This is a genomic window from Marinoscillum sp. 108 (assembly GCF_902506655.1).
GTDB lineage: Bacteria > Bacteroidota > Bacteroidia > Cytophagales > Cyclobacteriaceae > Marinoscillum > Marinoscillum luteum.
Genome location: NZ_LR734808.1, coordinates 2809519 through 2822669, shown reverse-complemented (window position 1 = coordinate 2822669; position 13151 = coordinate 2809519). Strand labels below are relative to the sequence as shown.

Here is a 13151-nt window from a genome sequence, read left to right as displayed (position 1 = left end):
ACTGATTATGGAACAACTGACCTTTGAAAATGTATGGGGAGAGAAGTCCCCTGCCCTCATCGAAGAAATTAGCAACAAGTGGAAATCCCTGGGGGTGATACCGCCCAATGAATCTCCGGAAAAACGAGCCAGACAAGTCGTTTTCCTAATCAGAAATGAGAAAAGGGGCATAGTGGGCATTTCTACTGCTTATAACCTCCGAGTGGAGCAGCTGGGCAATCATTTGTTAGCGTTCAGGAGTTTGCTGGACCCACAGTATCGAATACCCGGACTCTTTATCAAACTGGTTCATAGTTCTTTTGACTACCTGGAATCCATCCACCATACGCTGGAGCCAAAACCCATTGGGCTCATTGCTGAAATAGAGAGCCCAAACCTCCTGAAGCTGCGTGATGCTGTGACCAGTACAGGCTTTGTCTTTATAGGATACTCTGCGAGAAAACTCCCACTAAGAGTCAGGTACTTCAAAGGTGCGAAATTTTAAAAGTCAACTACCCCCGAAGGGGGCAGTTGCTAAATGAGCTCTAGATGAGCCTGTATGGACCTCAGCGACTCATCCGTCACCAATTGATAAAAAGGCTCAGGGTTGTTGTCTTCCTGAATAGACTGCAAAGCACGATAATACTGCATACGGCTTTCAGTGCTGCCTTTGATGTTGGCCCTTGTATATCCATTTCTCAGCAGAATGAGATTCATGACCAACCTGGCCGTACGCCCGTTACCATCTATGAACGGATGGATACTTACCAGGCGCTCGTGCATCTCCGCTGCCAAAATCACGGGATGAAGACGCAATCTGTGTACTTCGTAGTACTCAAAATAGTCCTCCATCAACTTATCCAACATATAAGGCTGAGGTAGTTCTGTTTCACTCCCTGAAATCCTGACAGGCACCTGCCTGTACCTTCCGGCATTGGCAGTATCCACCTCCTTCAGTATCAGTCGGTGAATCTCCATGAGAGACCTCCTCCCTAAATCCTCCCTTCGCTCCACGATCCCTCTTACGAACGCAATGGCTTCCGAATGATTGATCACCTCCAAATGCTCACGCATGGACTTACCCCCGATCGTCAACCCCTCATTCACCACCAGGGCAGTCTCCTGCAGGGAGAGGGTATTTCCCTCTATCCGATTGCTTTCATAGGTGTACTCCACATCAAAGAAAGCGTGCATTCGTTGAAGCTGAGATGGGCTGAGCACCGGACGGGCGGCCCATTGAGCCTTCAGTGCATCCAGTTTTTCAAGTTTGAGAGCCAGACCCTCAGACAGGCTTGGTGAGTCAAGAACCTTTTTGCTGGTCAGATACTCCACTCTGGATTCTGCCACTCGAAGGGCCTCCATTGCTTCTGGATGATACTGTAGCATTCCCACCAACTTGTCGGCCATCCACTCCACCCGAGCTGCTCTCATATCCAGCCCAAGAATCTCCCCCAGAACATTAAGCTGTTTTTCTGTGGGCATACGGCTTCCCTTTTCGAACCTGCTGAGTAGTGTTTGATCAATATCAGCCTGGGCTGCCAGCTCCTTTAGCTTCAGGTTTTTCTCTACACGCCCATTTCTCAGCAGATTCTTAATCATGACAATAAAAATATTGACAAATATAGTCAATATTCTAAACAAAAAAACACAACTCCCCAAAACAAAAAAAGAGAGCCGGACATGCTGTCCGGCTCTCTGTATCATATTACAATGTTCTGACTATTTAAATGTGAATCACCTCATCGTATGCAGCGGCTGCTGCCTCCATGATGGCTTCACTCATGGTAGGGTGTGGGTGCACAGACTTCACTATCTCATGACCTGTTGTTTCCAACTTTCTGGCCACCACTGCCTCTGCAATCATCTCCGTCACATTAGCTCCGATCATATGGCATCCCAGCCATTCGCCATATTTAGCGTCAAAAATCACTTTTACAAAACCATCCTTGTGTCCTGCTGCACTTGCCTTACCAGAGGCTGAAAATGGGAATTTACCCACTTTGATCTCATATCCGGCATCCTTGGCTTGCTTCTCGGTCATCCCTACGGATGCTATCTCGGGCGAACAGTAAGTACAGCCCGGTATGTTTCCATAATTCAATGGCTGTGGGTTTTCACCGGCTATTTTCTCTACGCAGATAATACCCTCAGCCGAAGCTACGTGCGCCAAGGCAGGACCATGTACGATATCACCAATGGCATAAACGCCATCTACATTGGTTTTATAAAAATCGTCAACTACAACCTTACCGCGTTCGGTTTTCACACCAGTCTCTTCAAGTCCAATGCCTTCCACGTTGGTAGATACACCAACTGCTGACAGTACCACATCGCACTCCAGTATTTCTTCTCCCTTTTTGGTCTTTACGGTCACTTTACAGCCCTTGCCTTTGGTATCCACCTTGGTTACCTCACTGCTGGTCATGATGTTGATGCCACTCTTTTTGAAATTTCTTTCAAGTGCCTTGCTCACTTCTTCATCCTCTACCGGCACCACTCTGTCCATAAACTCCACTATGGTCACTTCCGTACCGATGGACTTATAGAAATACGCAAACTCTACCCCAATGGCCCCTGAGCCTACTACGATCATTTTTTTAGGCTGCTTATCCATCACCATGGCCTTGCGGTAGCCGATGATTTTCTCATTATCGATAGGCATAGATGGTAACTCGCGTGATCGTCCTCCTGTCGCCAGGATAATGCTGGTAGCTTCATACACAGTTTTCTTTCCAGCCTCATCTGTCACCTCTACCTTTTTACCCTTCTGAAGCTTACCGAAACCGTTAATTACCTCAATTTTGTTTTTCTTAAACAAAAACTGAATACCCTTGCTCATGCCTCCGGCTACCTCGCGGCTCCTCTTCACCATTCCTCCAAAGTCTACCGACGCATCTTTCACATCTATGCCATAGTCTTTCGCATGTGATATGTATTCAAATACCTGAGCACTCTTCAGTAATGCTTTGGTAGGAATACACCCCCAGTTGAGACAGATACCACCGAGCTCAGCTTTTTCTACAACAGCCACTTTCAGGCCAAGTTGTGATGCTCTAATGGCCGCCACATATCCACCGGGTCCACTACCGATTACTATCAAGTCATATTTTGATGCCATGTTTTTTATATTTTAATAGTTTTGGTTGGCAAATTTAAGTCGTAAGAAGTTAACGAGAATGCCTTCTTTGAAAAGACCTCATTAGATTTACCTTTGACGCACGAAATTTAACGTTGTGAATATAAATCAATACCTATGAAATTACTCGAAGGAAAAACTGCATTGATCACCGGAGCCTCCAAGGGAATTGGCCGGGCTGTGGCTATGAAATATGCCGAACAGGGTGCCAATGTGGCTTTCACTTACCTATCCAGTGTAGAAAAGGGGGAGGCCCTCACCAAAGAACTGGAAGCATTTGGCGTTAAAGCCAAAGGTTATAGATCTGATGCCTCGGACTTTAAGGCAGCCGAAGAATTGATCAACGCAGTAGTCGCGGATTTTGGGTCGTTGGATATTCTCATCAACAACGCTGGTATTACCAGAGACAATCTGCTCATGAGAATGTCGGAAGAGCAATGGGATGAAATCATGAGTATTAACCTGAAGTCATGCTTCAATACCGTAAAAGCATCTGCAAGAACATTCATGAAGCAGCGGTCAGGATCCATCATCAACATGTCTTCTGTGGTGGGCGTAAAAGGAAATCCCGGGCAAACCAACTATGCAGCATCAAAAGCCGGGATCATTGGGTTCACCAAATCGGTGGCACTTGAGCTTGGCTCCAGAAACATCAGATGCAATGCCATCGCTCCGGGATTTATAGAAACTGAAATGACAGATGCGCTGGATGAAAAAACGGTGCAGAGCTGGAGAGATGCCATACCACTGAAAAGAGGTGGACAGCCCGAAGATGTAGCTGATGCCTGTGTTTATCTGGGATCAGACATGTCATCTTATGTGACCGGCCAGGTGCTGCAGGTAGATGGTGGCATGCTTACCTGATCAAATCAATCAAACACGATACAATTAAGCCGTTTTAGCTTGCACGCGGGTGACAAACGGCTTTCTTCTTTTCTATGGACAATAGCTGGTATTCCTTTGATGTTTCCCCTGTTTGGGTGTTTGCCTCGCTCATCACAGCGCTGGGTGTAGCAGTTTTGTTGTATGCCAGAAAAACGGCACCCTGGAGTAAATCCTGGAACATTTTCCTGGGTTTCCTTCGGCTAAGTGCTGTTTTCCTGATCCTTCTTCTGTTGATCAACCCGCTCCTTCAATTCAATGTAAACAAGACGGACACACCTCTGGTCATTATTGCAGTGGACAACTCCGAATCAATTGGCTTACGATCAGAAGCAGCGACTCCTTCAGAAGTGGTGAACTGGATAAACAATGTCCAACGGGAGCTTGAAAATAGCTACACCCCGATGGCAGAAACACTTTCCGGTAGGCAAGACACCATCCTTTTCGACCAAAAGACAACCAATCTCGGTGCCCTCCTCAAAAAGGTTGAGAATGTTTATAAAGAGCAAAACATAGGCGCCGTGGTACTGCTTTCAGACGGAATCATCAATGAGGGCCGGTCTCCGGCCTATCAGACTTATGGCTTTCCGGTCTTTACCATTGGTTTGGGAGACACCATCCCACCTAAGGACATTGCCATTCGCAATGTCAGAAACAATCAGGTGGCCTACCAGGGAAACCAATTTCCCATCAGCATTTTGCTTTCGCAAAAAGGCTATGATGGCCTGCCACTGCCAGTTGAAATAATCGAAAATGGAAGAAAGATAGCGGCTCAGGAAATCACACTTCAACCGAACGCTCAGGAGGTTAACTTTCAGCTGGATGCCAACTCACCAGGAATCCGCCGGCTCACCATCGCTGTTGGAGAAAAAGAGGGGGAATCCTCGTATGTCAACAACCAGCAAGACGTATACATAGACATCATAGAAGGGAAAGACAAAATACTGATCCTGGCTCCTGCCCCCCACCCGGACATCAACGCCATCAGATCCGTTCTCAATGCAACCACCAACTACGAGTCTGTTCTCTTCATACCTGGGATTCATGAGCGTCCCAAAGAGAAAAAATTTGATGCCATCGTAGAACATCAGGCCTTCTCTGGCCACCAATACGGAGACTTTGAGGCCACAGGCAAATGGTACATCATGGGCAACTCCTCTAATGTGAGAAACATGGCTCAGACCATCACCTACCTCAGCATCAACCTGAAGGGAAACGGTAAGGACAAGGTAAGGGGTGCTTACAACCAGAACTTTACCAAATTCAAAATCTCTGAAGACTTAACAGACCGGATTCAGAATTACCCACCCATTGAAGTACCATTCGGCGAGTATCAGCTGGTGGGGCCAACAGAAGTCCTTTTATACCAGAAGATCGGCAGCATCAACACTGAGCGACCACTTTTGGTGTTTTTCGATGATGGTGCCCAGAAATCTGCTGTCACTCCGGGTGCCGGCATCTGGCAGTGGAGGCTTCAGGAAGCGGGGAGTGAAGAAAACTCTCAATTATTTGAAGAGTTGATCCTGAAGACCGTGCAGTATCTGAGTATAAAGGTGAACAAAGATCGTTTTGTGGTGAAGCCAAGAGAATCCAACTACCACATCGGTGAGCGGGTATTCATGGATGCCGAGGTATACAATGAAATCTACGAGAGGGCCTATGGAAATACCATCCAGCTGGTAATTACCGATGAAAGTGGAAATCAAACCTCTTATGAAATGGTGGATAGCCCGGTCAACAGCAGCTTTAACCTGGGAGCCCTGGAAGCGGGAGTTTACCAATTCAAGGCAACCACTACTTTGGGAGGCAAAGGTTTTTCAGAGACCGGGTCTTTTGCCATACGTGATATCCAACTAGAAGGGATCAACCTTACTGCAGACCACAACATGCTCCGGGCTGTAGCAGAAAAGAATGATGGCCGTTTTTACCCCTTCTCACAAGCCAGCCAGGTGAGTGAGGACCTTATCGGAAAAGGCTATAAAAACATCATCAAGACCAGCAAAGAAACCTTTCCACTGATCAACAGCATATGGGTAGTTCTACTCATTACGGGTCTATTGGGCACCGAGTGGTTTCTAAGAAAATATCTAGGCGCTTTTTAGTAAAAAACCAACCAAAAGGCCGGTTTTAGATGAGTAGCGCTATTTCTTTTCTAATTTCATTTCAAAAAACTGCCTCCAGGTCTCACCATCCTGCGACATTTCGCCTATTTCCACCCATACATTATTTTCAATTTTCAGGGTATATCGAATGGTGCCAGCAGGTCCCGCTTCAAACCACCACTTGAGCCTGCCCTCACCCAGCAATTCTACATTGGCATCCGTATGCATTCCTTTAGAGATCCAGGAGCTCATTCCGAACTGCTGCCGAAATGGATCAAAATACAAAACACCCAGCGCATCGTGTACCTTGACTTCCACCCCGTCCTTGTCTGCGGTACCTACTCCCCGTAGCCTGAGAACCGTATTGTCAAGGTCATAAGAAATGGTCTCCTTCACACGACTGGTCTCCATGCCTTCAGGGGTCATTACCCATCCCTCACCTTGCCACTCCCCTGTCATAAAGCTCATTTTCTTCATCTCTTTCTGAGTGATGGCCTTAAAATCCTGAGTAAAAGCCACCAGACTGATCACTATTCCCAATAGGATCAGTAAAAATCTTCTTATTTCTTTCATGATAAACTACTTTATTTTATAAACTAAATACCTAAAAAAATTATTCTATATAGCCCTTCAGCGCATTGACGTACCTTTCGAATGCTTCCACTCCCTGCTCAGTGATTTGGCAGGTGGTCACCGGCTTTTTTCCTCTAAAAGCTTTCTCCACCCGGATATAACCAGCCTCTGAAAGCTTATCCAGTTGCACACTCAAATTACCGGCTGTAGCCTGAGTTTTTTCCTTAATAAAGGTGAATTCGGCAGATTCGACACTAAGCAAAAGGCTCATCACGGCTAGTCGAAGCTGAGAATGCAATAAAGGATCTAATGGCTTGAAATCATTCATTTTTCCTTGCTCTTGAGAAGGTATCCAGGAACAATGTATCCCAGAAATATACCAATGGCGCTTACCAGATACTGATCTGTCACCGAAACATTGAAGCAAACCACTGCTGCAACCGCAAGGGCTAGTCCTCCGAGGATTAACGGCTTAAACCTCAACATTTGACCAGAAAGATAAGTACCCATAGCAGCAAACAAAAGGATCATAGCACCGTGATTGAAGGAAAGGTTTCGCATGAATATCAAGGTAATCACTATGCCCACTCCTGCTGCGATCCAGACCTGACCATACAAACGATCCAAATGGCTCACTACCGTTGCCTGCTTACTCTGACGAGCACCATACAAGCCAGAGATGATCCCGGCGGGAAAAGTGATCACCCAAACCAGATAGGGGTGAGGATAGTCCGTAAACCCTTCCAAATAATAGTGGCCTAAGTTGGCAAGCATCACCACCCATCCCCAGAGCAGAAAATGAAAACTTCCACCCTTCCGGTAGTTCTTTTTGGCCTGTCCGATCATCTCTGTGATCAGCGCCAGGCTTTCTTTGTTTGTTAATGTTTGTTCAGACATGACAGATCTTTTTGTTGTAAAGATAATTAAGTTTATAATATAAACTAGTTTATCACAAAAAGGTTGCGTTACGCTGGTGGAATTGCTCCTCCTGAGGGAAATAACGACTCACACGGGATTCCTGTGGGGAGTTTGTAGAAGATAGTGATCCGTGATCTGATATCTCATATGACTCTATCCAACTGATTGGCTACTTACCCTTCATTTTCTTTGCTTGCCCAAAGAAAACGAAGCAAAAGAAAAGGCACCAACGCAAAAAATCATTTTGACTCATGGTGTTTAGGTTTTTTAGGAATTGTTAGAGTCAAAATGATTCACGCTTGCCTTGGATGCCCCGCCCTCCTTTGCGCCCTCCATTTCTGAATCCGCAGTGAATTAATTCGGCTTTACAAAATATAACTATATAGTGATGCCCCACAACTTTATTGCTTGATGCTGGAATTGCTCCTCCTGAGGGAAATAACGACTCAGTCAATGACAGGCGTGCATAAAAAAAGGGCCTCATGGGCCCTTCAATTACTCTTTTTCTTTGTCTTCCTGCTTCACCTTCTTCTTCTTGAGTTTCAGGTGCAGTACTTCAGCTTTTCCATCCCAGTCAGCTACCAAAGTGTCTCCCTCCTGGATTTCTCCTTTGAGGATCTCTTCAGCCACAGGATCTTCCAGATATTTCTGAATAGCCCTATTGAGTGGCCGGGCACCATACTGAGGATCGTATCCTTTGTCTGAGATAAAATCCTTCGCCTTTTTGGTAAGCTCCACATGATATCCAAGATCAACTACACGCTTGAAGAGCTTACCCAAAGTGATGTCTATGATCAAATGGATGTGCTCACGCTCCAGGGTATTGAACACTATCACGTCATCCAGTCTATTCAAAAACTCAGGGCTAAACGCTTTCTTCAACGCGCTCTGGATGGTAGACTTCATTACATCCTCAGCATTGTCACGCTTAGAGGAAGTAGAAAAACCAATGCCCGCGCCGAAATCCTTCAAATCCCTCACACCAATATTTGACGTCATGATGATGATGGTATTTCTGAAATCCACCCTGCGGCCAAGGCCGTCTGTAAGGATTCCATCGTCCAACACCTGCAGCAGGATATTGAATACATCCGGATGCGCCTTTTCTATCTCATCCAACAACACCACGGAGTATGGCTTTCTGCGGACTTTTTCAGTCAGCTGGCCGCCTTCTTCATATCCCACATATCCGGGAGGTGCTCCTACTAGTCGGGATACAGAAAATTTCTCCATGTATTCACTCATATCTATTCTGATGAGCGAATCGTCTTTATCAAACAGGAACGTGGAGAGCACTTTGGCCATCTCGGTTTTTCCTACCCCGGTAGGGCCCAGAAAAATAAATGATCCAATTGGCTTTTTAGGGTCTTTCAGTCCTACTCGTGTTCGCTGGATGGATTTGGTCAACTTCATGATCGCATCCTCCTGGCCAATCACTTTTTTCTTCAACTCCTCCTTCATATTAAGAAGTTTGGCGCTTTCGTTCTGTGCAATCCTTTTGGTAGGAATACCAGTCATCATGGCGATCACCTCTGCCACATTTTCCTCATCCACCTCGTAGCGCTTGGTACGCGTCTCCTCTTCCCACTTGTTCTTTTCCTCATCCAACTGAGCCAGCAGTTTCTTCTCTCTGTCGCGCAACTGAGCCGCCTCTTCGTACTTCTGGCTTTTCACTACACGATTTTTCTCCTTTTTGATATCTTCTATCTGCTCTTCCAGCTCGATCACCTGCTTCGGCACACTGATGTTATTGATGTGCACCCTGGCACCCGCCTCATCCATTACATCAATGGCTTTGTCCGGAAGGTACCTGTCGCTAATGTATCTGTCAGAAAGGGTCACACACGCCTTTATTGCCTCAGGGGTATAGTTCACGTGATGGTGATCCTGATATTTATCCTTGATGTTGTCGAGTATCTGAATGGTCTCATCTGCGGTAGTGGCATCCACCATTACCATCTGGAAACGTCGGGCCAAAGCCCCATCCTTCTCGATGTACTGTCTGTACTCATCCAACGTAGTGGCGCCGATGCATTGTATCTCGCCACGGGCCAGGGCCGGTTTGAACATATTGGACGCATCCAATGAACCGGAAGCTCCGCCAGCACCTACGATGGTATGAAGCTCATCTATAAAGAGAATAACGTCCGGCGACTTTTCGATTTCGTTCATCACCGCCTTCATCCGCTCTTCAAACTGCCCTCTGTACTTGGTGCCTGCCACCAAAGATGCCAGGTCGAGCGTAACCACACGTTTTCCAAATAAGATTCTGGAAACTTTTTTCTGAATAATTCTGAGTGCCAGCCCTTCAGCGATGGCCGTTTTACCGACCCCAGGCTCACCAATCAGGATTGGGTTGTTCTTCTTTCTTCTACTCAGGATTTGAGCTACACGCTCTATTTCTTTCTCCCGACCTACGATCGGATCCAGCTTGTCGTCCTCCGCCAATTTGGTCAGGTCTCTGCCAAAGTTATCCAACACAGGGGTTCGTGACTTCTCGCCACCTGCCTTGCCGGACTCGCGGCTACCCGAGCCTCCTGATGAAGAGGATCCTCCAAAGATCTTTCCGGTATCTTCATCTCCATCGTCAGTGTCAGACTGAGCCAAAGGATTCTCTGTCTGGTATTCCAGCAGCTCCTTCACCACGTCGTAGCTCACGTCAAATTTATCCAGAATCTGAGTAGCCAGATTGTCTTCATCTCTCAGGATAGAGAGGAGCAAATGCTCTGTGCCTATCAACTGGCTTTTGAAAATCTTGGCCTCCAGATAGGTTATTTTTAGTACTTTCTCCGATTGTCTGGTCAAAGGTATATTGGCAAGGTTCTTCACATTGCTCGTGGCAGTGCCCTTGGTGGCCTGCTCTATGGCGGACCTTAGCTCCTCCAGAGATACCCCAAGTTTTTTCAGCAAACTGACGGCAACACCTTCTCCCTCGCGGATCATGCCCAAAAGCAAGTGCTCGGTGCCGATATAATCATGCCCAAGTCGCAAAGCTTCTTCACGGCTGAGAGAGATTACCTCCTTTACTCTGTTTGAAAATTTAGCTTCCATAAAATGGATTTATGATAGTGCGTTAGTAAGTAAATTTAAAACTTCTGTGAGTCAAAACCTCACAAAGAATGAGTTTTAGAAACACATTGATTTTCAGATTTGTTCACCTGTCGGATAAGAAGATTTTTTTAAAACCTCTAAAGCATTGCTGCCTTCGCTCACCAGAAGATCAATAATGCTCAGGTTAGGGACAAATTTGCTGCCAAATATCTGAGTATACGGGGAAGGTATATATAAATGTCGTTCTTCAAAAGGCTTTTTGGGCACAATATGCTCCCTGAGGTCGATAAGAGGGGTATTTATTTTTTTTTGATAGCTTTCGGTAATTTCTATCGGTATGTCAATTTGTAAGATTTTAAGACACAATGTCATCATTTCGAAGTTGAGATCCAGAAGAAACCGATGCTTTCTGTCCCAGATGTCCTTAAAATGATCCGCTAAAAATTCGAAGAAAGGAGCCTTCCCATAGGCAGAATAAAAAGCACCCCAATGCGCTCTTTTCCAGCTCTGATCATGCGCTATCTGCACCTCTTTGAAGGGTGTTCGATTGGTAAATTTCCCAGGCACGGTCAACGGCATGGCTCCTCTGGTGCTGAGCAAATAGCACCTGTTCTTAAACGTTTGTTTGGAGAAATGCTGGTGCACCTCCAGAAAGACACGCTCGCTATTTATCAGCTGAGTAAAATACTCCAGACTGCCCAGGTAATGGGGTTCAATAATCAGTTCTGCCATCTACAAATACTGCGCAATATCACCCATACCATGACGTATCACCACCGGCGCGGCACCCGTACAATCGATCACCGTACTTGGCTGATTGCCTCCGGGGCCTCCATCTATGATCACATCAACAAGCCCCTCGAACTCCTCATAGATCAAGCTGGGATCAGTGGAATACTCCACAATCTCATCCTCGTCGTGAATGGAAGTGGTAATGATGGGATTGCCTAAAATCTTCACAATGTCCCTTGGAATGTTATTATCCGGCACCCTGATCCCCACGGTTTTCTTCTTGGCATTCAGAATCTTGGGCACCTTACTGGACGACTCCAGAATAAATGTATAGGGGCCGGGGAAACACTTTTTCATCAGCTTGAAAACGGGGGTTTCTACATGTCTGGCGTATTCTGATAACTGGCTCAGATCATAACAGATAAAGGAAAGATTCAGGTCTTTCCCTTTGATCCCCTTCAGCATCTTCAGCCTATCAAGCGCCCGACTATTGAAAATATCGCACCCGATACCGTAGACAGTATCTGTGGGATAAATGACCAGTCCTCCATTGCGCAAGACATCCACAATGTGTCGGACTTTCTTTTCCTCGGGGTTTTCCGGGTAGAGTTTTATCAGTTCTGCAGACATATTTTTATGGGGTTATGATGAAGAAATCAACAGATCTCACACTATCAGTCAAACGAGTAGAAAACTTAGTTATTTTTGCCAGACTTTTCACTTTGGGAATCCATTTTAATTGATGAAGAAGAAAAATTTTATTGCCGCTTTCATGATCGTTTTTGCCGTAATGCTATCGTCTTTCGCATTTTACGGCTATCAGGTACTTTATACCCCAAATATACTGGTAGATCAGGAAGATCGGATGTTTGCCATTGAAGATGGTACTACTTTCAAGGAGCTCCAAAATAAGCTATATGATCAGCGCATTGTCAATGACCTGGTCTCTTTCAGTTTTCTGGCTAAGGTCAAAGGATTCGACAGGGAAATAAAACCCGGCATGTATCTGTTCAAAAAAGACATGAGCAATACAGAAGCCATCAATATGCTAAGGGCCGGGATACAGACCCCCGTAAAGCTGACTTTCAACAACGCCCGAAAAATAGACGAGCTGGCAAGCAAGCTCACTTTTCCCCTCCAGATAGACTCTGCGGATATAGCACCTCTCCTGATGTCTGACAGTGTGGCTCAGGCCTATGGACTAAACGCCAATACCTTCATCTGCATGTTCCTGCCTAACACCTATGAAGTCTATTGGACAGCCAGCCCTAAGGATATATTGGACCGGATGAAAAAAGAATACGACCGGTACTGGAATGACACCAGGATAGCCCAGGCAGCAGCATTGGGTCTCACGCCTACAGAGGCCTCCACCCTGGCCTCCATAGTGGATGCCGAAACCAATAAAATGGACGAAGCGGCGACCATTGCCGGTGTGTATCTCAACCGACTGAAAAAAGGGTATAAACTCCAGGCCGACCCCACGCTTGTTTTTGCGATCGGTGACTTCTCCATTCGACGAATTCTCAACAAAGACAAGGATTTCGAATCGCCCTATAACACCTACAAGTATCGGGGATTACCCCCCGGCCCGATCAACATGCCGTCTATTGCTGCTCTGGAGGCGGTTTTGAATGCGGAAGAACATCGTTATCTTTATTTTTGTGCAAAAGACGATTTTTCGGGTTATCATGCATTCGCAAAAACCCTGGAAGAGCACAACGTCAACGCTGCGAGATTTCAGCGGGCACTTAATATGGAGCGGATTTACAGATAGA

Annotated in this window: 12 protein-coding genes; 4 read left to right on the top strand and 8 right to left on the bottom strand. The window is 46.0% G+C overall.

Going from position 1 to position 13151, the window contains the following annotated elements:
* The first annotated feature begins 7 nt into the window (after positions 1-7).
* Positions 8-484, top strand: coding sequence for a hypothetical protein (locus tag GV030_RS11290; RefSeq protein ID WP_159582414.1), 477 nt, complete (start codon positions 8-10; stop codon positions 482-484).
* 29 nt (positions 485-513) lie between these two features.
* Here GV030_RS11290 and GV030_RS11285 read toward each other — a convergent pair whose 3' ends face one another.
* On the bottom strand, positions 514-1578 hold the full coding sequence (locus tag GV030_RS11285; RefSeq protein WP_159582413.1) for a Fic family protein: 1065 nt from the start codon (positions 1576-1578) through the stop codon (positions 514-516).
* Between the two features lie 124 nt (positions 1579-1702).
* Positions 1703-3097 carry a dihydrolipoyl dehydrogenase gene (gene lpdA / locus GV030_RS11280; RefSeq protein WP_159582412.1) on the bottom strand — a complete coding sequence of 465 codons (1395 nt, stop codon included), beginning with the start codon at positions 3095-3097 and terminating at the stop codon, positions 1703-1705.
* A gap of 135 nt (positions 3098-3232) precedes the next feature.
* Between lpdA and fabG the strand changes: the two genes are divergently transcribed.
* Positions 3233-3979: a 3-oxoacyl-[acyl-carrier-protein] reductase gene (gene fabG / locus GV030_RS11275; protein ID WP_159582411.1), complete on the top strand. Its 747-nt coding sequence runs from the start codon at positions 3233-3235 to the stop codon at positions 3977-3979.
* A gap of 74 nt (positions 3980-4053) precedes the next feature.
* Entirely contained in the window at positions 4054-6099 is a 2046-nt protein-coding gene (locus tag GV030_RS11270) for a hypothetical protein (protein ID WP_159582410.1), read from the top strand.
* A 39-nt stretch (positions 6100-6138) separates the two neighbouring features.
* On the opposite strand, the gene GV030_RS11265 is transcribed toward GV030_RS11270, so the two are convergent.
* The 6 genes from GV030_RS11265 to GV030_RS11240 all read right to left on the bottom strand — a co-directional run bounded on the left by GV030_RS11265 (position 6139) and on the right by GV030_RS11240 (position 12003).
* A complete protein-coding gene (locus GV030_RS11265) occupies positions 6139-6672 on the bottom strand; it encodes a hypothetical protein (protein ID WP_159582409.1) in 534 nt (177 codons plus the stop codon).
* A 40-nt stretch (positions 6673-6712) separates the two neighbouring features.
* Positions 6713-7000, bottom strand: coding sequence for a transcriptional regulator (locus GV030_RS11260; protein WP_159582408.1), 288 nt, complete (start codon positions 6998-7000; stop codon positions 6713-6715).
* The gene (locus GV030_RS11255) at positions 6997-7569 is read right to left on the bottom strand and encodes a hypothetical protein (RefSeq protein ID WP_159582407.1); all 573 of its coding nucleotides are present in this window, start codon (positions 7567-7569) and stop codon (positions 6997-6999) included. Before GV030_RS11255 ends, GV030_RS11260 begins: the two co-directional genes overlap by 4 nt.
* 516 nt (positions 7570-8085) lie before the next feature.
* Positions 8086-10641 carry an ATP-dependent Clp protease ATP-binding subunit gene (locus GV030_RS11250; protein ID WP_159582406.1) on the bottom strand — a complete coding sequence of 852 codons (2556 nt, stop codon included), beginning with the start codon at positions 10639-10641 and terminating at the stop codon, positions 8086-8088.
* A gap of 93 nt (positions 10642-10734) precedes the next feature.
* Complete coding sequence (locus GV030_RS11245; RefSeq protein ID WP_159582405.1) at positions 10735-11373, bottom strand: WbqC family protein; 639 nt, start codon at positions 11371-11373, stop codon at positions 10735-10737.
* Positions 11374-12003 (bottom strand): L-threonylcarbamoyladenylate synthase, encoded by a 630-nt coding sequence (locus GV030_RS11240; protein ID WP_159582404.1) that lies wholly within the window; start codon positions 12001-12003, stop codon positions 11374-11376. It lies immediately after the preceding gene.
* A gap of 112 nt (positions 12004-12115) precedes the next feature.
* Here GV030_RS11240 and mltG point away from each other — a divergent pair, with 112 nt between their 5' ends.
* Positions 12116-13150, top strand: a complete 1035-nt coding sequence (gene mltG, locus GV030_RS11235; RefSeq protein WP_159582403.1) for an endolytic transglycosylase MltG — start codon at positions 12116-12118, stop codon at positions 13148-13150.
* The last annotated feature ends 1 nt before the right edge of the window (position 13151 follow it).

Bases quoted from the DNA above. Each gene is read 5' to 3' on its own strand.
- GV030_RS11290 (WP_159582414.1), top strand. From the start codon at position 8: ATGGAACAACTGACCTTTGAAAATGTATGGGGAGAGAAGTCCCCTGCC.
- GV030_RS11285 (WP_159582413.1), bottom strand. From the start codon at position 1,578: ATGATTAAGAATCTGCTGAGAAATGGGCGTGTAGAGAAAAACCTGAAG.
- lpdA (WP_159582412.1), bottom strand. From the start codon at position 3,097: ATGGCATCAAAATATGACTTGATAGTAATCGGTAGTGGACCCGGTGGA.
- fabG (WP_159582411.1), top strand. From the start codon at position 3,233: ATGAAATTACTCGAAGGAAAAACTGCATTGATCACCGGAGCCTCCAAG.
- GV030_RS11270 (WP_159582410.1), top strand. From the start codon at position 4,054: ATGGACAATAGCTGGTATTCCTTTGATGTTTCCCCTGTTTGGGTGTTT.
- GV030_RS11265 (WP_159582409.1), bottom strand. From the start codon at position 6,672: ATGAAAGAAATAAGAAGATTTTTACTGATCCTATTGGGAATAGTGATC.
- GV030_RS11260 (WP_159582408.1), bottom strand. From the start codon at position 7,000: ATGAATGATTTCAAGCCATTAGATCCTTTATTGCATTCTCAGCTTCGA.
- GV030_RS11255 (WP_159582407.1), bottom strand. From the start codon at position 7,569: ATGTCTGAACAAACATTAACAAACAAAGAAAGCCTGGCGCTGATCACA.
- GV030_RS11250 (WP_159582406.1), bottom strand. From the start codon at position 10,641: ATGGAAGCTAAATTTTCAAACAGAGTAAAGGAGGTAATCTCTCTCAGC.
- GV030_RS11245 (WP_159582405.1), bottom strand. From the start codon at position 11,373: ATGGCAGAACTGATTATTGAACCCCATTACCTGGGCAGTCTGGAGTAT.
- GV030_RS11240 (WP_159582404.1), bottom strand. From the start codon at position 12,003: ATGTCTGCAGAACTGATAAAACTCTACCCGGAAAACCCCGAGGAAAAG.
- mltG (WP_159582403.1), top strand. From the start codon at position 12,116: ATGAAGAAGAAAAATTTTATTGCCGCTTTCATGATCGTTTTTGCCGTA.